The sequence below is a fragment of the Maccoyibacter intestinihominis genome (genome assembly GCF_040096355.1).
In the GTDB taxonomy this organism is placed as follows: Bacteria; Bacillota; Clostridia; order Lachnospirales; family Lachnospiraceae; genus Maccoyibacter; species Maccoyibacter intestinihominis.
On the sequence record NZ_JBBMEX010000001.1, the window covers coordinates 100,671 to 120,710 of the forward strand.

A 20,040-nucleotide genomic window follows, 5' to 3' on the forward strand; every position below is an offset into this window, starting at 1 on the left:
CAACCTTATCAAAATCAAGTAAAATTGTATTAGATAACGGCAAAAGAGAATGGAAGTCAAATGTTAGAAGTAATATTAGAAGATCTGAAGAATCAGAAAGAGGTCCGCAAAAACCTGATACAAATGAAAGAACTCCTCAAAGATGAGGAAACACGAAAGGAATTGTCGGAGCTTTCTGCCGACAATTCTATATTTTTGGGATTTTTAAAAGAGGAAGATCCAAAGGTCAGGAAAAATGCGGCACTGATCCTAGGAATGACAGGTGATCAGGAAATCCTCCCTGCATTAATGGAGGCATATGAAAATGAAGAGACGCTTTTTGTAAAGAGTGACTATGTAAAGGCGATGCAGAAACTTGACTGCACAGATTACCTTACACCTTTAAAATTGCGTTTAGAAGAGCTTCAAAAGATGCAGGCAGACGAGAGTGAAAAAAAGCATATCCGAAAAGAACGGAAAGAGTTAGAAAAACTTTTAGAGCAGGAAAAGGGCAGTAAACTTCATGCCTTTTGTGGATATGACCAGCCTTGTGATATGATTCTGACAACGGACAGGGGATTTGCCCAGATGACAGCAGAACAGATTCATAAAGGCAGAAAAGCAGTGGCGGCATCCGGTGTTCGTCTTCATACGGAAGATTTAAAATCCGTACTGAATATCAGGACGTTTCGTGAGATACTGTTTCCGATCCACTGTAAGACGACTCTTTTACCGGAACCGGAGAAGACAGCAGAAGGACTGTTAGCGGGAGATCTACTGCAGTTGTTAGAAAGACATCTGCAGGGAGATGCACCCTATTTTTTCCGTATGCAGATATTAGCTCCGATGACAGAGGACAAGAAAACCGTCTTTTTAAAAAAGACAGCATATATATTGGAAGAAAAAAGTGGATATAAGCTGAAAAACACACCGGGAAGATACGAAGTTGAGATTCGTCTGATACAAAAGCGGGACGGAGATTTTCATGCATATCTAAAATTTTACACCTTGCCGATGCACCGTTTTTCTTACCGGAAAAATGCACTTGCGGTATCCATAAATCCGGCACAGGCAGCATTAATGCTCTATTTAGCCAAGCCGTATTTAAAAGAGGATGCAGCAGTGCTTGACCCGTTCTGTGGCGTGGGAACGATGTTAATAGAACGTAACAAGGTACTTCCGGCGAGATCTTTGTACGGTATTGATATTTATGGACAGGCCATTGAAGGGGCAAGAGAAAATACCCAACTTGCGGGAGTTGAGATATCGTATATACAGAAGAATTTTTTTGATTTTACACACCGGCACAAATTCGATGAGATTGTGACGAATATGCCAACGAGAGGAAAGAAGAGCAAGGAAGAGCATGATGCATTTTATGCGGAATTTTTCCAAAAAGCAAAGCAGCATCTGAAACCGGGTGGCATGATTATCATGTATACGAATGAAGCAGGGTTTGTCAAAAAACAAATGCGGTTGAAAAAGGATATGCACCTTTTAAAAGAATATTGTATCCGTCAAAAGGAAGAATGGTATTTGTATATCATAGAGATAGAAGAGTAAGGGGGCATGACACGGATGGATGGACAGGAAGCAAAGAGCGGGAGAGAGTTTGCAGTATCCTTATTGGATAGTCAGATGGTTCAGATGCTTCAGGACCGGTTTTGTCTGGCAAATAATGTCTACTGTGTTTGTTTAACCAGAAGTGAAGGTGTCCTGACAAAAGCATATGGTTCTAAGAAGGAGTTAGACTACCTGCATCAGAAGATGGGAATGGGACTTCATATTGCTTTGTTAAAACGTCTGATCGAAAATGATATCGAAGAAGTTGTGGAGCAGGAGTTAGAAGAAGACTACCTGAAAATGTGTGCACTTTCCATTAAGATTGGTGGAGAGACCGTGGCAATCTGGGTAGTGTTAGCTGTGTTAGAAGAACCGGGAATCCATGGAGAGGATGTTCCGCCTTATATCAAGACAACGACAACGGAGCGTTTTTATTCTTCCATCAGCTTTTTAGAGAGTCTGACGAAGCAGTATTTTGCCGTGAAGCTGGAAGAAGTCATTGCACAGGAAGCATTTATCAAGAGCCATGAATCGGAAGAGAAAATGAAAGCCGAGCTTAGAAGAAGCGAGGTCATGACACATATTGTCTCAAAATTAGAGAGTGAGGACTCTTTTGCAGACATTGTGGAAAATATCTTAGAGTCGGTCTGTGGATATTTAGATATCAGTGCAGCGAGCATGCTTCAGATTGATGATAAGAATCAGATGATGAACATGATCTGCTATTATGGATTCCATGACCCGGAGCAGGTAAAAACGATGCGGCATCTGCCGTTAGAGGAAGTGCCGTGGGCAAACGGAAAACCATATCTGATCTCTTCAGATACTTATCTGCCGGAAAATTTCTTAAAATATTTCCAGACCTACCACAGACGTGCGGGAATCTTTCTGCCATTGGGTGTCAATGAAAAATCCGGCATGTATTTGGCCTTTGTAGAGGAGTGTTTTCCAAGGGTCTGGTCACAGGAAGAGATCAAGTTTTTAAATGATGTCAAACAGATCGTACAGAGCATTTTAGTAAAGCGTATTACAAAGAATTCATTAGCAAGCTCCTATGCATCATTAGAGGCAATCTTAGAAAATATGGGATGCGGAGTCTGTGTGGCAGATATCAAGCAGGAAAAATCACTGTATGCAAACTGCAAATTCCGTGAGTTGTTCCGCAACTTTTTAAGTACACACAGCTTAGAAGATCTGATCCATAAATACAAACCGAACGGATTGGCAGCACAGCAGAAGACAGAGATGTATATACCGGATTCTAACCGCTGGTATGATGTGCGGTTTGCAAATATCAACTGGGTAGACGGAAAGAGTGTGACTCTTTGTACCGTCTATGATGTAACCGATAAGAAGCTGTATCAGCAAAAGATTGAAAAGCAGGCAAACAACGACTTTTTGACCGGTCTGTTTAACCGTATGCGCTGTGAGCAGGATTTAAAAATGTATATCCGGACTGCAAAAGAACAGAAGACGGAAGGTGCACTGTTATACATTGATCTGGATGATTTTAAACATATCAATGACGGACTGGGTCATCAGTACGGAGATATTCTCTTAAAGGCACTCTCTAACAGTTTGCGCAGGATCAAGGGCATTGAGGACAGTTGTTACCGTATGGGCGGTGATGAATTTATCATCATTGTCAAGCCGGAACAATATGACCGGTTAGAGCAGATCATAGAGGAAGTACAGGCAATCTTCAACAAGCCATGGTTCTTACACAGTGCAGACTATTACTGTACGATGAGTATGGGTGTAGTCCGTTTTCCAAAGGATGCCAATACCGTAACAGATCTGATCAAGAAAGCGGATATTTCCCTCTATGAAGCGAAAAAGGGTGGAAAGAACCGTGTGGAATATTACGGTGGAGATGGAGAAGATACGGCTTCAAGACGTCTGGATATGGAAAAGAACATGCGTGATGCAACAGCAAATTCCTGCGAGGAATTTGAGGTCTATTATCAGCCTGTCATCGATATTTCCGGCGAAAAAGAACGCTGCTCCGGTGTGGAGGCACTGGTACGCTGGAATTCAGGAAAAATGGGAATGGTCGGACCGGGAGAATTTATCCCGCTTGCAGAGTATTTAGGTCTGATCAATCCGATCGGAGATTTTGTACTGCGGAAGGCATGTGAAAAATGCAAATACTGGAATGATATGGGACATCTGGAGTACCGCATCAACGTAAACCTTTCTGTCGTACAGCTTTTACAGAATGATATTGTGGAACGCATCCGCACTGTATTAGAAGAGACCAAGATGCGACCGGAGAATCTGACTCTGGAGGTTACCGAGAGCCTTGCGATCAACGATATCGGACGAATGAAGAAGGTATTGAGTAAGATCAAAGAGCTTGGAGCTTTGATCGCACTGGATGATTTTGGAACCGGATATTCTTCCTTAAGTCATATCCGTGAACTTCCGATTGATATTATTAAAATCGACCGATGCTTTGTGATTGATTTAGGAAAAGATGACTATGCAGAGACCTTTGTGCGGATGGTTGCAGAGCTTGCAGATACCATTGGAGTGCGGATGTGCGTAGAAGGTGTAGAGGATGATGGTCAGCTTCAGATTTTAAAGGATATGAAGAAGGTGCAGTATATTCAGGGTTACTATTATGACAAGTCGCTTACGGAAGAGGCATTTGAGAAAAAATATCTGTAGAATGGATGGGGCGCATTACATCTTAGATGTAATGTGCCCAATATTTTTGATGAGGATCGAAATGCTTCCATCTTCATTTGTGATAAATTCAATGCTGTCCCCACTTCGGTACTGTTCCATAGGGATTTTGATCTCTACACCGGTATCGGTAGAGAGGCATTGCTTTTCATAGCGTTTTAAGGTGGCAGTATTCTGTGGAGTGATCTCTGCTTCGGAGATGTTATATTTTTCTAACTTCTCTGTGACCTCTTCGCGGAATTCCGGTTTTTCAGGAAAGACCTTATCTAAGACATCGGGAATGGAGAGCGTACCTTCCTCTTCTAATTCCGTATAGATGATATTTTTAGTGTTCATGGAAGCCGCATACTGTTCCTCTTCATCAAAATATTTTTTCTGGACCTTGTCAATTTCTTTGGTGACAATGGACAGCTTGGATTTAGAACTTAAAGAACCATGACATCCTAAAAAAAGTGAAGAGAAGTAGTTGGTCTTTGTACCGTTGACATCATACTTCTTTTCAATCAACTGGATCTGATAGTCGGTCAGGTTGATGACTGCCGCTTCGGTCAGTTTCTGGCTCTCATTTGGCAGGATGGCTTTGAATTTTATGATATCATTGGTATTGCCAAAAGCGTCAGAATCTGTATGGTGTGTATAGGAGGTTTTGTAATTCATTTTTAAAAGTGCAAGATAGGTGTTTTCATTTGCACTAAAATGGCAGATAATAAAGTCAGCCGGCGGAATGTCGATATTCTGGTTCATGATCGTAAAAAGATGAGTCGAAATATCCTGACTGACTTTGACAAATCCATGTTCTTCTAAGTCATCTAAGTATCCGCGGACAACGGAATCCTCAGAAAAAGAGCAGGATTTCAAATCATCACCGGAGGTGATCTTTGCAATATGAGCTTTTATAAAATCAGCAAAGTCGGAGCCGTGTTCTAATTCCGTATCAGACAGAACCGGCATTCCAACCGTTGAATCTAAAATATGTACGATCGTATTTTTTAAATAAATATCTTCTTGTCTTATCATGTTTGTACTCCTTTCTAACAAACTATAGCATAGAAAAAGAGACAACGTCAAATGGCAGACAGTGACAGATAAGGACGAGAAATCAATGCAGGAGATAAGGTAAGAGATAAAGATAAGAAAGGTTTATGATAGATGAAAAAGTTACTGGTATTTTTAAGAGATTACAAAAAGGAAAGTGTATTAGCACCGCTGTTTAAGCTGTTAGAAGCATCATTTGAACTGTTTGTGCCGTTAGTCATGGCGAAGATCATCGATGTCGGTATCGGAACGGGAGATAACAGCTATGTGTTAAAAATGTGTGGGGTGCTGATCCTTTTGGCATTTATCGGACTGACCTGTGCGATTACCGCCCAGTATTTTGCGGCAAAGGCAGCCGTCGGATTTGCGACAAAACTGCGTCATGCATTGTTTGAACATATTCAAAAGCTGTCTTTTGACGAACTCGACAGGGTAGGAACGTCAACACTGATCACAAGGATGACCAGTGACATCAATCAGGTGCAGTCGGGAGTGAATATGGTACTGCGGTTGTTTTTACGTTCGCCGTTTATCGTATTTGGAGCGATGGTCATGGCATTTACCATTGACGTCAAAGCGGCGTTGATCTTCGTTGTAACGATCCCGGCATTGTCCGTTGTGGTCTTTGGAATTATGTATGTCAGTATCCCACTCTTTAAAAAAGTACAGTCAGGACTTGATGAAGTGCTTTCGCTGACCAGAGAAAATTTAGAGGGCAGCAGAGGGATCCGGGCATTCAGGAAAGAGCAGGAAGAGACGGCACAGTTTGAGCAGAAAAACGGTCTGTTAACGGGAATGCAGCTTCATGTAGGAAAGATCTCGGCCCTGATGAATCCACTGACCTATATCATTATTAATTTCGCGATTGTAGCATTGATCTGGCAGGGCGGGCTCCGCGTAAATGTAGGAGCGATCACACAGGGGGAAGTCGTTGCATTAGTCAACTATATGTCACAGATCTTAGTAGAGCTTGTAAAACTTGCAAACCTGATCGTTACGGTTAATAAGTCTGTTGCCTGCGGAAACCGTATCGCACAGGTATTAGAGATGGAATCCTCTATGGAGGATGGTACACTTGAGATCGGAGAAAATTTCTCGGAGCAGGAAATGCAGGGGAAAAAGTCGGTGGTTTCCTTTGAAGATGTGGCGATGTGCTACCAGGGTTCTAAAGAGGATGCCATTACACACATTTCCTTTACGGCAGGGGCTGGTGAGACGATTGGAATTATCGGCGGAACCGGTTCGGGAAAATCCACGGTGGTCAATCTGATCCCAAGATTCTATGATGCCTCGGCGGGGCAGGTGTGCTTTTTAGGACAGGATGTACGAAAGTACCGGAGAAAAGAGCTGCGCGACCAGATTGGGATCGTACCGCAAAAGGCAGTGCTGTTTGCGGGAACGGTCCGTGAGAATATGCAGTGGGGAAAGAAAGATGCAACCGATGAAGAAATCTGGGAGGCATTAAAAACGGCACAGGCAGAAGAGTTTATCCGTGCGAAAGAAGGAGGTCTGGATGCGAATATCGAACAGGGAGGACGCAATCTTTCCGGCGGTCAGAGGCAGAGACTTACGATCGCAAGAGCATTGGTAAAAAAACCAAGGGTTCTGATCTTAGATGATAGTGCTTCGGCACTGGACTATGCCACGGATGCGGCACTGCGAAAAGCCATCCGTCAGATGGAGGGAGCACCGACGGTATTTATTGTTTCACAGAGGACTTCATCTTTGATGAGTGCCGACCGGATATTGGTATTAGATGACGGAGAGGCAACCGGCTACGGTACACATGAGGAATTGTTAAAAAATTGTCAGACTTACCGTGAGATCTACAACTCCCAATATGGAAAGAAGGAGGAAGCATAATGGAGAAAAAAGAAAAACGTCAAAAGCAGAAAGAGACTTTTAAAAAGGTACTCCGTTATATTAAAAAATACTGGTTTTATCTGATCCTTTCTATATTGTTAGCGGTAATTACGGTAGTGCTCACACTTTACATTCCGATTTTGATCGGTGATGCAGTAGATGAAATTGTCGGAGCAGGTCATGTGGATTTTGCAGCGATCTTTGTGATCTTAAAGCGGATGGCAGTTGTGATCTTAGCAACGGCAGCTGCCCAGTGGGTCATGAATCTTTGCAACAATAAGATGACCTATGGAGTTGTGCAGGATATCCGCAATGAAGCATTTCAAAAGATTGAAAGTCTGCCGATTTCCTATTTGGATGCTCATTCCCACGGAGACATGGTCAGCCGTATTATTGCGGACGTAGACCAGTTTGCCGATGGACTTTTGATGGGATTCACACAGTTTTTTACCGGAGTTATGACAATCGTAGGAACACTGCTTTTTATGCTGAGCGTCAATGCAGGAATTACTTTAGTCGTGGTAGGGATCACACCGCTTTCTTTTGTGGTCGCAGGATTTATTGCAAAACGGACATTTTCCATGTTCCAGTTGCAGTCAGAGACCAGAGGCGAGCAGACTTCTTTAGTCGATGAGATGGTAGGCAATCAGAAGATCGTGCAGGCATTTGGACATGAAAAAGAGGCATTAGAGAGATTTGATGAGATCAACGGACGTTTAGAAAAAGCGTCTCTGCGGGCTATTTTTTATTCAAGCACCACCAATCCATCCACCCGTTTTATCAATAGTTTAGTCTATGCGGGAGTTGGTGTTACAGGAGCATTGTTTGCCATACAGGGACGTTTGAGCGTCGGACAGCTGACCTGTTTTTTGAACTACGCAAATCAGTATACAAAACCGTTTAATGAGATTTCCGGCGTTGTAACAGAGCTGCAGAATGCATTGGCATGTGCGGCAAGGATATTTGAACTGATCGAAGAGGAGCCGGAAAAGCCAGATGCTAAGGATGCAGTTGTGTTAAACGAAGTAGACGGCAGTGTTGCGATGCAACATGTGTATTTTTCCTATCTGCCGAATCAGAAACTGATTGAAGATTTTAATCTGAACGTTCTGCCGGGACAAAGGGTGGCGATCGTCGGACCGACCGGATGTGGTAAGACCACGATGATCAATCTGCTGATGCGTTTTTACGATACGGACAGTGGTGAGATTGACGTAAGCGGTCATCCGATCACGGAGATTACCAGAGACAGTCTTCGTGCTTCCTATGGAATGGTTTTACAGGAAACCTGGTTAAAACATGCGACGATCCGGGAGAATATTGCCATGGGAAAACCGGAGGCAACGAAAGAGGAGATCATCGAGGCGGCAAAGGCTTCCCATGCCCACGGTTTTATCAAACGTCTGCCGGAGGGATATGATACGGTCTTAGGAGAAGACGGAGGAAGTCTCTCGCAGGGACAAAAGCAGCTTTTATGTATTGCAAGAGTCATGCTTTGCCTGCCACCGATGCTGATCTTAGACGAAGCAACTTCTTCGATCGATACCAGAACGGAATTGAAGATCCAGAATGCATTTGCAAAAATGATGGAGGGAAGGACGAGCTTTATTGTCGCACACCGTCTGTCTACAATTCAGGAGGCTGATGTGATCCTGGTCATGAAAGACGGAAAAATTATTGAAAAGGGAAATCATGAGGAACTTTTAGCAGCAGGCGGCTTCTATGCAACATTGTATCAGAGCCAGTTTGCCGTATAAAAAGGGAAAGTACAGACACAGATAGAAATAGGAGAACAACTAAAATGTTGACACAATTTGCAAGGACAGAATTATTACTTGGGAAAGAGGCAATGGAAAAACTAAAAAATTCCAGAGTTGCGGTATTTGGAGTAGGCGGAGTCGGAGGCTATGTCTGTGAGGCATTGGTCCGAAGCGGAGTCGGAGCATTTGATCTGATTGATGATGATAAGGTCTGCCTGACAAATCTCAACCGGCAGATTATTGCAACAAGAAAGACGGTTGGAAGATATAAGACAGAGGTTATGAAGGAGCGTATCTTAGAGATCAATCCCGATGCGGATGTCAGACTGCATCAGTGTTTCTTTTTGCCGGAAAATTCTGCTGATTTCCCATTTGAGGAGTACGATTATGTCGTAGATGCGGTAGATACCGTAACAGCTAAAATCGAACTTGTCATGAAATGTCAGGAAATGAATGTGCCGATTATCAGCAGTATGGGAGCCGGAAATAAGTTAGATGCCAGCAGATTTCAGGTGGCGGATATTTATAAGACCAAAGTGTGCCCGTTAGCAAAAGTCATGCGAAGGGAATTAAAAAAACGCGGTGTGAAAAAATTAAAGGTGGTCTATTCCGAGGAACAGCCGACAAGACCGATAGAAGATATGGCGATCAGCTGCAGAACGAACTGTATCTGCCCACCGGGAGCAGAGCATAAGTGTACGGAGCGTCGGGATATACCGGGCAGTGTGGCATTTGTGCCGTCTGTAGCGGGACTGATCATTGCCGGAGAGGTCGTAAAAGATCTGTGCCGATAACTGATAGAGCAATATATAATAAAGAATGGAATAAGAAAGTAATAAAAAACGGAATAATAAAAAAGCGATTGCAGGAATTTAAGCAATATAGAAAAACAGAGGATTATACAGAAAAAGCCTTGAAAATCAAGGCTTTTTCTTAAAAAATAATGCGGAAGATGGGACTTGAACCCACACGACATTGCTGCCACAAGATCCTTAGTCTTGCTCGTCTGCCAATTCCGACACTTCCGCATTCATTATGAAAATGAAATGTCATTCACGCGACTGTTCAATAATAGCAAATGTTTTCCAAATTGTCAATGCAGTTTTGCACATTTTTTAAAAAAAATTGTAGAAATTATTTTTATTTTTCTATTGACTTCTTATAGAAAAACAGATACAATAATTTTTGTCAGTTTTGAACTGAGCCATGCAGGAGTGGCGGAATTGGCAGACGCGCAGGCTTCAGGTGCCTGTGGTAGCAATATCGTGTGGGTTCAAGTCCCATCTCCTGCATTAAGCCTTGTAGGTATGAGTATCTACAAGGCTTTTTTGATGTTATAAGAAAATACAAAATAAAATTTTTTGTATCCGTTAGTATTTCCATATAGAAAAAATCTATAGGCAGTGGTAAGGGATAAGTATTACCTCTTTTTTTCGGGATATCTTATAATACATGCAACAGGTCTTAGAAGATCAAATACGAAAAAAGCAGGTGATAACATGAAACAAATCGTATGTTTTGGCGATTAGAATACCTATGGGCTGATTCCGGGCACGACAGATCGTTATGACTGGAATACAAGGTGGACAGGAATTGTAGGAGAGGAAATGAGCAGACAGGGGTATCTGGTACAGGAAGAAGGTCTGTGCGGAAGAACCACGATCTTTGATGATCCTTCATTTCATCTAAAATTTCATAAAAACGACAGAGATACGTTTTGGTAACGGAACTGAATTGCTGTTGCTGTATATAGAAACGTCCTTTTTAGTAATACCTTTTTCGTTATAGTATATGATAGTGTTCCTAAAAGATACTTCTCAAATTCCTGCAAAAATCATTGAAACATATAAAATCACTGGGTATAATAAAGAATATATGACAAATGAATGAAAACAGCAGGAAAGGATACAGGACAGACAATGGAAGATTACGAAATATCCGTACAGGAGTTATCAAAACGTGATGCAGACAGCTATATTCTGATCGATATCCGGGATGACAGCTCCTATTCCTATGGAAATATACCGGGAAGCCTTCATGTGCCAAAGGATATCTTAGAGGCTGATTATGAAAAATATAAGGACAAACCTTTGATCTTATACTGTAAAAAAGGTGAGACAAGTGCCGAAACAGTGCAGTTTTTAAAAGAGAAAAATATCGAGGCAAAAAGTCTCAAAGGCGGCTATCTTGCATGGCTGATGGAAAGCATGAAGCAGGAAGAAGAGCAGCAGGATGTGTACTTAGACATTGAGCAGAGCATCAGAAAGAAGTTTAAAAAGAGTATTTGGTGCAAATTTACAAAAGCAGTAAGAGAGTATGAGCTGGTCAAGGAGGGCGATAAAATCGCGGTATGTATTTCCGGCGGAAAAGATTCCATGCTGATGGCAAAGTTGTTTCAGGAACTGCAAAGACACAACCGTTTTCCGTTTGAGGTAACATTTTTAGTCATGGACCCTGGTTACAGCAAAGAGAACCGACAGATCATAGAGAACAATGCGAAAAAGCTGCATATTCCGTTGATGATCTTTGAGTCCGATATCTTTGAGGCGGTGCTCCATGTTGAAAAATCACCGTGTTATCTGTGTGCAAGAATGCGTCGGGGACATCTCTATGCAAAGGCAAAAGAACTTGGATGCAACAAGATCGCATTAGGACACCACTATGATGACGTGATCGAAACGATTTTGATGGGAATGCTCTATGGCGCGCAGGTGCAGACAATGATGCCAAAGTTGCACAGTACGAATTTTGAAGGAATGGAGCTAATCCGTCCGTTGTACTTAGTGAGAGAGGATGACATCAAAAAATGGAGAGATTATAATGACCTTCATTTTTTACAGTGCGCATGCAAATTTACGGAAACCTGTTCGATCGAGGGCGGAGACAGTTCGTCAAAACGAATGGAGATCAAACATCTGATACGGAACTTAAAAAAGACGAACCCATTTGTGGAAGGAAATATTTTTAAAAGCGTGGAGAATGTGAATTTGAGCACCGTGATCGCCTACAAGCAGAACGGAGTGAAGCATCACTTTTTAGAAAGCTATGATGATGTTGCAGAAAGCAGGGATGTAAAGCAATGAATTTTGAAAAGCTAAAAAACAGTCTGGTGGATACGATTGCAGAACAGCAGTTAAAAATAGGATATCAGAAAACTGTTTTGCAAATATTCCGATTGTGTCCATATTTTAAAAATGGAACATGAGGAATTTGATTACTGCTTCTATTTTGAAGATGGAAAGCCGGATGCATACAGATATTGTGTTGCGTTTGAAGAAGGACACGCCATTTATCACCGGTTTACGATCGAGGATTATGAGGAGTTTGGTTTTCGGAAGGGGGGAAACGATATGAAGATCAGCAGGGTGTGGGCAGTATATTTCAGTCCGACAGGAAACGTAAAAGAAGTGACAAACCTGATCGCAAAAAAATTGTCAGAGGAACTGTCAGTGCCGCTAGAGCAGTGGAATTTTACACTTCCGGACAACCGGAAGTCTGCCAAGGCATTTGAAAAAGAGGATTTAGTCGTATTTGGGACACCGGTCTATGCGGGAAGAGTACCCAATAAGATATTACCATGGGTGCAGCAGGGATTTACAGGAGATCATACACCTATGGTACCGGTGGTTGTTTTTGGAAATCGCAATTTTGACGATGCCTTAATGGAGTTAAAGCAGGAGTTAGAAAAAAATGGATTTCTTGCAGCGGCAGGTGCGGCTGTGGCAAGCAGCCATGTGTTTTCGGATAAGATTGCACCGGGCAGACCGGATGCATCCGATCGGGCAGAAATTTTGACGTTTGCAGGAAAAGCTGCACAAAAGATCGCAGAAACAGACATCTTACATACCGGATTACAGGTAGCGGGAAATGATCCCATAGGAGCGTATTATACACCGCTTGGAACCGATGGGAAGCCGGCAAAATTTTTAAAGGCAAAACCGATCACAGAAATTTCAAAATGCAATGGCTGTGGAAGATGCAGTGAGGTCTGTCCGATGGGTTCTGTTGATGGTGAGGATGTGTCACAGGTCACGGGGATCTGTATTAAATGTCAGGCATGCATAAAGAGCTGCCCAAACGGAGCAAAATATTTCGCAGATGAAGCATTTTTGTCACATGTCAGGATGTTAGAAGAGCACTATACCGACAGGGCAGAGAATCGCTTTTTTACTCTATAAGGAGAAATTATGTTATATCGTAAAAATCCAAAAAACGGTAAAGAATTGTCAATTTTAGGCTATGGTTGTCTGAGATTCACAAAAAAAGGCGGCGTGATCGACCAGAAAAAGGCAGAGGAAGAGATGAAGGCTGCCATTGAAAACGGTGTCAACTATTTTGATACGGCATACACCTATCATGGAAGTGAAGTCTGTCTTGGAAAATTTTTAGCAAAAGGATATCGGGATAAAGTCAACATTGCCACAAAACTGCCGCATTACTATATCAAAACGATCGAGGATATGGAAAAGTGTTTTGAGGAACAGTTACAGAGACTGCAGACGGATCACATCGAGTATTATCTGATGCATATGCTCAATGATGCTGCTACCTGGAAACGACTGACAGACCTTGGAATGGAAGCATGGATTGCAGGAAAAAAGGCCGAAGGAAAGATTGAAAACATCGGCTTTTCTTTTCATGGAGCAACGGAGCAGTTCATAAAGATCATAGATGCATATGACTGGGATTTTTGCCAGATACAGTTCAACTATATGGATGAACATTCGCAGGCAGGGCTCAGGGGATTACAGTATGCAGCGGGAAAAGGTCTGCCGGTGATCATTATGGAGCCGCTGCGCGGCGGACGATTGGTACAGGGACTGCCGGAGAGTGCAAAACGGGTATTTGAAAAAACAACACCAAAGCGCAGTCCGGCAGAATGGGGACTCCGCTGGGTATGGAATCACCCCGAAGTTACGGTTATCCTATCGGGAATGAATGAGATAGAGCAGGTAGAGGAAAATGTGCGGATCGCATCCGAAGCCAAGGCAGATTCCCTGAGCAAAGAAGAACTGGATGTCTTTGAGCAGGTAAAACAGGAGATCAATAAAAAAATCAAAGTACCGTGTACCGGATGTGCTTATTGTATGCCGTGTCCGCAGGGCGTGGATATTCCAGGATGTTTTTCGGCATATAATATGCGGTATACCGATGGCTGGTATGCAGGATTTAAGACGTATTTCATGTGTACAACACTTCGGAAAAATCAGACGAATGCTTCAAAATGTGTCGGCTGTGGCAAATGTGAACAGCATTGTCCGCAGAGTATTCCGATCCGGCAAAAATTAAAAGAGGTCCGACAGCATATGGAAGGACCGGTGTACCATGTAGGGCGGTTTGTGGCAAAACACACCAGAAAGGATTAGGGTTTGGCTTGCTATTTTTATACCGCCAGTTTATCAAAGTATCGGGAGAACCGATCTATCAAAAAGTCATAAGTATCGAAAAAATCGATACATCAAAATATCAAAAAGATTCACAAACATTCAAAATTCAAAGAAAAGCAGGACAGGAGTCTGTCTGAGAACAAACTGGAAAAGCTGTTTTTTCAATGACATAAAACATAAAAACAGGAGAGAAAGGAAAAACTAGATAGAAAACAATTTTTCTGCTTGACAAATACCCCCGAAGGGTATATAACAAAGATACCCAAATAGGGTATATGGAGGTGGAATATGGAAAAGAAAGATTGCTGTTGTTGCAGTGAAAAACAGACCATGCGGTCTGAGGAGCAAAAAAAGGCATTGCTAAACCGTTTGAAACGCATTGAGGGCCAGGTGCGTGGGATCCAGGCGATGATAGAAAAAGATTCTTACTGCAATGACATTCTGATACAGTCTGCTGCAGTCAGTGCGGCGATGAACGCATTTAATAAAGAGATTTTAGCAAGTCATATCCACAGTTGTGTGGTGCGTGATATACGCGCCGGAAACGATGAGGTTGTGGATGAACTTGTGACTACCATACAAAAATTAATGAAGTAATGGAGGCATAAAATTGAAACAGTATACAGTAACGGGTATGAACTGTGCCGCCTGCTCTGCAAGGGTAGAAAAGGCTGTCTTAAAAGTGGAGGGTGTTACCTCCTGCTCCGTCAGTCTGCTGACAAATTCCATGGCAGTCGAAGGTACGGCAAGTCCTGCAAGTATTATCAAAGCCGTAAAGGATGCAGGCTATGGAGCAAAAGAAAAAGGAAACGAAGCAGAGAAAAGGTCTAATGAAGCTGAGGACGCACTAGAGGATCATGAGACACCAAAGCTAAAAAAGAGACTGGCAGCATCGGTCATTTTTTTGCTGATCCTCATGTATTTTTCCATGGGACATATGATGTGGAACTGGAAAATTCCGGCGTGGTTTGGAGGAAATCATGTGGCAATGGGATTGCTGCAGTTACTCTTAGCAGGAATCATCATGGTCATCAACCAGAGATTTTTTATCAGCGGTTTTCAGGGACTATTGCACAGATCTCCGAATATGGACACCTTAGTTGCATTAGGAGCATCCGCTTCTTATCTGTGGAGTGTTTATGCATTGTTTGCGATGACAAAGGCACAGACGGTTGGAGATATGGATGCTGTCATGCACTACATGGACGAGTTCTATTTTGAGTCGGCGGCAATGATACTGACCCTGATCACGGTTGGCAAGATGTTAGAGGCAAAGTCAAAGGGAAAGACAACCGATGCCTTAAAGAGCCTTATGAAATTAGCACCGCAAAATGCTACGGTGATCCGTGGTGAGAGTGAAGTGACGGTTTCAATAGAAGAAGTAAAAAAAGGTGATATTTTTGTGGTGCGTCCGGGAGAAAATATCCCTGTAGACGGCGTGATCTTAGAAGGCAGTAGTGCAGTGAATGAAGCGGCATTGACCGGTGAGAGTATCCCGGTGGACAAGACCGTAGGAGATTCCGTATCGGCAGCTACGATCAACCAGTCGGGATTTATCCGATGTGAGGCATCGCGTGTTGGCGTAGATACGACGTTATCACAGATCATCAAAATGGTCAGTGATGCGGCAGCTACGAAAGCACCGATCGCAAAAGTCGCAGATAAAGTTTCCGGGGTATTTGTTCCGATCGTAATTTCCATTGCAGCGGTGACACTGGTGGTCTGGCTGTTGCTTGGAAGAGAATTCAGTTATGCATTAGCACGAAGTATTTCCGTACTGGTCATCAGCTGCCCGTGTGCACTCGGACTTGCAACACCGGTTGCCATTATGGTTGGAAACGGTGTGGGTGCAAAAAACGGAATTTTATTTAAAACGGCGGCAACCTTGGAAAATGCAGGAAAAGTCAATGTGGTTGCACTGGATAAGACCGGAACCATCACCGAGGGAGAACCAAAAGTGACGGACATGATCCCTGCAGAGGGATATACGCAGGAGACACTTTTAGAGCTTGCAATTGCATTAGAAGCAAAGAGTGAACATCCGTTGGCAAAAGCTGTGATGCAAAAAGGAGAAGAGCTCGGAAAGAGGGCATTAGAAGTTGCTGATTTTTCGGCACTTCCGGGAAATGGACTGACAGCCGTATTGTCCGGTAAAACGTTAGTGGGAGGAAGTCTTAGTTTTATAGGAAGTAAGACAGAGATTCCAAAAGAATTACAGGAACAGGCAGAAGCACTTTCCGAACAGGGAAAAACACCGCTGGTATTTATGGAGAATGAGCAGTTAGCAGGTATCATTGCGGTGGCAGATACGATCAAAGCAGACAGCCCGAAAGCGGTAAAAGAACTGCGGGATATGGGAATTGAAGTCATTATGTTAACCGGTGACAACGAGCGGACAGCAAAAGCCATTGGCAGACAGGCAGGTGTAGATGAAGTTATTGCAGGAGTATTGCCGGATGGAAAAGAGAGTGTGATCCGCAGTCTGAAACAGCAGGGAAAAGTGGCAATGGTAGGCGATGGTATCAACGATGCACCGGCATTGACAAGGGCAGATGTCGGTATCGCTATCGGTGCAGGAGCCGATGTGGCGGTAGATGCTGCAGATGTAGTATTGATGAAAAGCCGGTTATCCGATGTCCCGGCAGCGATCCGTCTGAGCCGTGCAACGCTTCGAAATATCCATGAAAATCTGTTCTGGGCATTTATCTATAATATCATAGGAATACCGTTAGCAGCAGGATGCTATGTAAAATGGGGACTGACCTTAAATCCGATGTTTGGTGCAGCGGCAATGAGTTTGTCAAGTTTCTGTGTTGTAACAAATGCACTGCGGTTGAATTTTTGTAAAATACATCCAGCAGAAAAATAAATTTTATCAAAGGAAAAAGGAGAGAAAGAACATGACAAAAACAACATTAAAAATCGATGGTATGATGTGTGGAATGTGTGAATCACATATGAATGATGCAATTCGGAACGCATTCAATGTAAAAAAGGTGACATCTTCCCATACAGCGGGAGAAAGTGTCATTATCAGTGAAGAACCGTTAGATGAGGCAAAATTGGCAGAAGTTGTCGGAGAGACCGGATACACATTAGAAGGGATCAGTAGTGAGCCATATACAAAAGGCGGACGGTTTTCTTTTTTAAAAAAATAATAGCGGCATGAAAAAGCCAAAATAAAGCAGAACAGTGGGACATGACTTTTATAAAAAGAAGTGTTCCACTTATTTTTGTTCAAAAAGTTGAAGACAATTACTGCGTAGTCTCGTTATAATAAATGAACAGGTAAAAAGAAATTAAAAAATGAGAGGAGGCGGATAAAATCAGTACGGAAGAACAATTCGAGGCATTGCTTCGTACCTACGAAAAACTCGTATATTCCATCTGTTTGAAAATGGTAAAGAATCCGTTTGATGCGCAAGACCTGACGCAGGAAACTTTTTTATCCGCCTATAAAAAACTGTCGGAGTTTGATGGAACTTACGAGAAAGCATGGGTCAGCCGGATCGCGACCAATAAATGCCTCGATTATCTAAAAAATGCAGCAAGAAGGTCGGAGCCGAAAGAGGATATCTATTTTGAAGAGATCAAAGACCAGAGAGCCGGTCCGGAAGAGATATACATCGATCAGGAGGCAAAGCAATTTGTGTTGAAGATCTGTGGGCAGATCAAACCGCCTTATGATAAAATTGCAAGAGAACATTTTTATGAAGAAAAATCAGCAAGGGAAATCGCAGAGGAGTCAGGAAAGAACTTAAAAACGGTTCAGACACAGATCTATCGGGCAAAGGCACTGATCAAAAAACAGATGGAAGGAGGAAGCAGCAAATGACAGAGGAACATACACACATCAGCGATGAAATGTGGAAAAAATATGCACAGGGAACCTTGAGTACCAAGGAAGAAGAAAAACTTTATACGCATGTAGGATGTTGTACTTATTGTGCAGAACGTTTTGCAAATATTGTAGAAACAGATTTTTTTGCAGAGCCGCCATCCTATCTCTACGACGAGATTGTCGAGCGGAGCCGGAAGGTGGATGTTCAGGCGGCAGCAACAGTGAGAAAAACCTCTAAGAAGATGAAGATATTGTTCTATAGCCTGAAAGTGGGATTTGCAGTTGCAGCTTCCATCTTTTTACTGACGATGACCACCACGTTAGAACAGAATCCGTTTGAGTTTTCAGAGGTTCAGCAGCAAGAGAATAAGCCTTCGATCACAAAAAAAATAAATGATAACAGCTATAAGTTTACCGGTTATCTGCAGGATGCAACCAATCGATTATTAGAATTTAAAATTAAGGAGGATAAATAATGATCAGGAAAAAAAGTAAAGGATGGACATTTATCTTTTCGCTTCTGCCGGGAGCAGGAGAGATGTATATGGGATTTATGAAACAGGGAGTCAGTATCATGGGATTGTTTTTTGCAACCATAGCAGTTGCGGCAACTCTGAATATCGGACCGCTTACGATCGTACTTCCGATCATATGGTGCTACAGTTTTTTTAATGTCCACAACATGTACAGTCTGAGCGATGAGGAATTTTATGCATTAGAAGATGATTACATTTTTCATTTAGACCGTATTTTACCGATCAATCAGTGGAGCAAACAGCAAAATAAAATTGTCGCAGGTATTTTGATCATTGCCGGAATCTGCATTTTCTGGAATGAGTGTGTGGATTATCTTATCGGCTCCTGGATTTATGTATGGTTTTCAGAGAGTATTGCTAATTCCATTAGCCAGTTTCTGCATACCTTACCGCGACTTGTAATAGCGGTGATCCTGATCTGCGTGGGTATCCGCATGATCAAAGGAAAGAAAGTGCAGCTTGACTTAGAAGAGGAAAAAAAGGAGGAACTGTAAGATGAAAACCAGAAGAGTAGGAAGTCTTACCTGTGGAGCCTTGTTGATCATATTTGGAGTTTTGTTTATGGTGCATATGTTTGTTCCGGCACTCAAATATGAGTTCATCATTAAATTCTGGCCGGTCATTTTAATCGCACTGGGCGTAGAAATGCTGTTGTCCTGTCGCAATAAAGAGGAAGGCATAAAGCTTAAATATGATGGAGCGGCGATCTTTCTGACGATCCTGCTGGGATTCTTTGCGATGGGAATGGGAGTGCTGCAGTATTGTGTGGAGAATTTTCCGGTGTGCATTTAAAAAATATTCCTACAGGGAAGATGTCTGAACATAAATCCCTGTAGGAATATTTTTTTACCGTGTTGTCGCAACTCAAGGTTTTTTTTTATTTTGTTTTACAACGTTGTCTCAGTTAAAGGGGTTTATTTTTTGTTTTACAGTATTGTCTAAGTTCAAAGAATTCTATTATATTATTGGACTATATTGTACTACTTTAAAAGGTGTTCATTTCGCAACGATAAAAGCTTTTGTATTTTCATGACGGATTCAGAATAATTCTTTTATAATTCTTTGATATTTTCAATACTACTCTATCGTAAGATCCATAATCGTTTTTTGCGATACCGTGTTCCGTTCGGCAATGCACTGGGTACATGGTGTGGGATATTAGACATTCGAGACTTTCTCAAACAACCAGCAATTCTGCGACAGGAAGTCGCAGAAAGACACCACCGCCATGGAGGGCGGATTGGTGTCGTTTGCGTCCGTCTCCAACCCCATTTCAGAGAAAGTCCGAAAGTCTTATATCCCAACACCCGAACCCGGTGCATTGCCGAACAGAACTCCGATCACTGCCGGGAGATTTAAGAACATTCTTAATACCTGCATCTATGCAT

17 protein-coding genes and 2 tRNA genes are annotated in these 20,040 nt (G+C 42.5%); 17 read left to right on the plus strand and 2 right to left on the minus strand.

Annotated features, from left to right (window positions below):
- Window positions 1-60: 60 nt before the first annotated feature.
- Together WMO43_RS00470 and WMO43_RS00475 are read left to right on the plus strand one after the other, a co-directional pair.
- The gene (locus tag WMO43_RS00470; protein ID WP_353529331.1) at window positions 61-1,542 is read left to right on the plus strand and encodes a Rossmann-like fold-containing protein; all 1,482 of its coding nucleotides are present in this window, start codon (window positions 61-63) and stop codon (window positions 1,540-1,542) included.
- Between the two features lie 15 nt (window positions 1,543-1,557).
- Window positions 1,558-4,212, plus strand: a complete 2,655-nt coding sequence (locus tag WMO43_RS00475; protein ID WP_353529332.1) for a sensor domain-containing phosphodiesterase — start codon at window positions 1,558-1,560, stop codon at window positions 4,210-4,212.
- Window positions 4,213-4,227: 15 nt separating this feature from the next.
- On the opposite strand, the gene WMO43_RS00480 is transcribed toward WMO43_RS00475, so the two are convergent.
- The gene (locus WMO43_RS00480; RefSeq protein WP_353529333.1) at window positions 4,228-5,247 is read right to left on the minus strand and encodes a nucleoid-associated protein; all 1,020 of its coding nucleotides are present in this window, start codon (window positions 5,245-5,247) and stop codon (window positions 4,228-4,230) included.
- A 132-nt stretch (window positions 5,248-5,379) separates the two neighbouring features.
- Here WMO43_RS00480 and WMO43_RS00485 point away from each other — a divergent pair, with 132 nt between their 5' ends.
- From WMO43_RS00485 to WMO43_RS00495, 3 genes are read left to right on the plus strand one after another with little or no spacing between them, the layout of a single operon-like run.
- On the plus strand, window positions 5,380-7,128 hold the full coding sequence (locus WMO43_RS00485) for an ABC transporter ATP-binding protein (RefSeq protein WP_353529334.1): 1,749 nt from the start codon (window positions 5,380-5,382) through the stop codon (window positions 7,126-7,128).
- Window positions 7,128-8,885 (plus strand): ABC transporter ATP-binding protein, encoded by a 1,758-nt coding sequence (locus WMO43_RS00490; RefSeq protein WP_353529335.1) that lies wholly within the window; start codon window positions 7,128-7,130, stop codon window positions 8,883-8,885. The genes WMO43_RS00485 and WMO43_RS00490 overlap by 1 nt, the downstream gene beginning before the upstream one ends.
- Before the next feature lie 44 nt (window positions 8,886-8,929).
- The gene (locus tag WMO43_RS00495) at window positions 8,930-9,682 is read left to right on the plus strand and encodes a tRNA threonylcarbamoyladenosine dehydratase (protein ID WP_353529336.1); all 753 of its coding nucleotides are present in this window, start codon (window positions 8,930-8,932) and stop codon (window positions 9,680-9,682) included.
- Window positions 9,683-9,832: 150 nt separating this feature from the next.
- Here WMO43_RS00495 and WMO43_RS00500 read toward each other — a convergent pair.
- A tRNA-Leu gene (locus WMO43_RS00500) sits at window positions 9,833-9,916 on the minus strand.
- A 180-nt stretch (window positions 9,917-10,096) separates the two neighbouring features.
- Between WMO43_RS00500 and WMO43_RS00505 the strand changes: the two genes are divergently transcribed.
- From WMO43_RS00505 to WMO43_RS00555, 12 genes are all read left to right on the plus strand, one after another.
- A tRNA-Leu gene (locus WMO43_RS00505) sits at window positions 10,097-10,180 on the plus strand.
- A 594-nt stretch (window positions 10,181-10,774) separates the two neighbouring features.
- Window positions 10,775-11,971, plus strand: coding sequence for a PP-loop family protein (locus tag WMO43_RS00510; RefSeq protein ID WP_353529337.1), 1,197 nt, complete (start codon window positions 10,775-10,777; stop codon window positions 11,969-11,971).
- Window positions 11,968-12,093, plus strand: coding sequence for a DUF3877 family protein (locus tag WMO43_RS00515; RefSeq protein WP_353529338.1), 126 nt, complete (start codon window positions 11,968-11,970; stop codon window positions 12,091-12,093). Before WMO43_RS00510 ends, WMO43_RS00515 begins: the two co-directional genes overlap by 4 nt.
- Window positions 12,083-13,066, plus strand: coding sequence for an EFR1 family ferrodoxin (locus tag WMO43_RS00520; protein ID WP_353529340.1), 984 nt, complete (start codon window positions 12,083-12,085; stop codon window positions 13,064-13,066). The genes WMO43_RS00515 and WMO43_RS00520 overlap by 11 nt, the downstream gene beginning before the upstream one ends.
- Window positions 13,067-13,075: 9 nt before the next feature.
- Window positions 13,076-14,254 carry an aldo/keto reductase gene (locus tag WMO43_RS00525; protein WP_353529342.1) on the plus strand — a complete coding sequence of 393 codons (1,179 nt, stop codon included), beginning with the start codon at window positions 13,076-13,078 and terminating at the stop codon, window positions 14,252-14,254.
- A 309-nt stretch (window positions 14,255-14,563) separates the two neighbouring features.
- Window positions 14,564-14,872, plus strand: coding sequence for a metal-sensing transcriptional repressor (locus WMO43_RS00530; RefSeq protein ID WP_177963261.1), 309 nt, complete (start codon window positions 14,564-14,566; stop codon window positions 14,870-14,872).
- Window positions 14,873-14,885: 13 nt separating this feature from the next.
- On the plus strand, window positions 14,886-17,144 hold the full coding sequence (locus WMO43_RS00535) for a heavy metal translocating P-type ATPase (RefSeq protein WP_434784153.1): 2,259 nt from the start codon (window positions 14,886-14,888) through the stop codon (window positions 17,142-17,144).
- 31 nt (window positions 17,145-17,175) lie between these two features.
- Window positions 17,176-17,433, plus strand: coding sequence for a heavy-metal-associated domain-containing protein (locus WMO43_RS14175; protein ID WP_434784154.1), 258 nt, complete (start codon window positions 17,176-17,178; stop codon window positions 17,431-17,433).
- Between the two features lie 194 nt (window positions 17,434-17,627).
- Window positions 17,628-18,110, plus strand: a complete 483-nt coding sequence (locus WMO43_RS00540; RefSeq protein WP_353529344.1) for an RNA polymerase sigma factor — start codon at window positions 17,628-17,630, stop codon at window positions 18,108-18,110.
- Complete coding sequence (locus WMO43_RS00545; protein ID WP_353529345.1) at window positions 18,107-18,592, plus strand: hypothetical protein; 486 nt, start codon at window positions 18,107-18,109, stop codon at window positions 18,590-18,592. Before WMO43_RS00540 ends, WMO43_RS00545 begins: the two co-directional genes overlap by 4 nt.
- A complete protein-coding gene (locus tag WMO43_RS00550) occupies window positions 18,592-19,146 on the plus strand; it encodes a hypothetical protein (RefSeq protein ID WP_353529347.1) in 555 nt (184 codons plus the stop codon). The genes WMO43_RS00545 and WMO43_RS00550 overlap by 1 nt, the downstream gene beginning before the upstream one ends.
- A 1-nt stretch (window position 19,147) precedes the next feature.
- Window positions 19,148-19,444: a LiaI-LiaF-like domain-containing protein gene (locus WMO43_RS00555; RefSeq protein WP_177963258.1), complete on the plus strand. Its 297-nt coding sequence runs from the start codon at window positions 19,148-19,150 to the stop codon at window positions 19,442-19,444.
- The last annotated feature ends 596 nt before the right edge of the window (window positions 19,445-20,040 follow it).

Excerpts from the sequence above, each read along its gene's own strand:
- WMO43_RS00545 (WP_353529345.1), top strand. The coding sequence starts at position 18,107 with ATGACAGAGGAACATACACACATCAGCGATGAAATGTGGAAAAAATAT.
- WMO43_RS00520 (WP_353529340.1), top strand. The coding sequence starts at position 12,083 with ATGGAACATGAGGAATTTGATTACTGCTTCTATTTTGAAGATGGAAAG.
- WMO43_RS00515 (WP_353529338.1), top strand. The coding sequence starts at position 11,968 with ATGAATTTTGAAAAGCTAAAAAACAGTCTGGTGGATACGATTGCAGAA.
- WMO43_RS00475 (WP_353529332.1), top strand. The coding sequence starts at position 1,558 with ATGGATGGACAGGAAGCAAAGAGCGGGAGAGAGTTTGCAGTATCCTTA.
- WMO43_RS00510 (WP_353529337.1), top strand. The coding sequence starts at position 10,775 with ATGAAAACAGCAGGAAAGGATACAGGACAGACAATGGAAGATTACGAA.
- WMO43_RS14175 (WP_434784154.1), top strand. The coding sequence starts at position 17,176 with ATGACAAAAACAACATTAAAAATCGATGGTATGATGTGTGGAATGTGT.
- WMO43_RS00555 (WP_177963258.1), top strand. The coding sequence starts at position 19,148 with ATGAAAACCAGAAGAGTAGGAAGTCTTACCTGTGGAGCCTTGTTGATC.
- WMO43_RS00480 (WP_353529333.1), bottom strand. The coding sequence starts at position 5,247 with ATGATAAGACAAGAAGATATTTATTTAAAAAATACGATCGTACATATT.
- WMO43_RS00550 (WP_353529347.1), top strand. The coding sequence starts at position 18,592 with ATGATCAGGAAAAAAAGTAAAGGATGGACATTTATCTTTTCGCTTCTG.
- WMO43_RS00470 (WP_353529331.1), top strand. The coding sequence starts at position 61 with ATGTTAGAAGTAATATTAGAAGATCTGAAGAATCAGAAAGAGGTCCGC.
- WMO43_RS00530 (WP_177963261.1), top strand. The coding sequence starts at position 14,564 with ATGGAAAAGAAAGATTGCTGTTGTTGCAGTGAAAAACAGACCATGCGG.
- WMO43_RS00485 (WP_353529334.1), top strand. The coding sequence starts at position 5,380 with ATGAAAAAGTTACTGGTATTTTTAAGAGATTACAAAAAGGAAAGTGTA.
- WMO43_RS00490 (WP_353529335.1), top strand. The coding sequence starts at position 7,128 with ATGGAGAAAAAAGAAAAACGTCAAAAGCAGAAAGAGACTTTTAAAAAG.
- WMO43_RS00525 (WP_353529342.1), top strand. The coding sequence starts at position 13,076 with ATGTTATATCGTAAAAATCCAAAAAACGGTAAAGAATTGTCAATTTTA.
- WMO43_RS00495 (WP_353529336.1), top strand. The coding sequence starts at position 8,930 with ATGTTGACACAATTTGCAAGGACAGAATTATTACTTGGGAAAGAGGCA.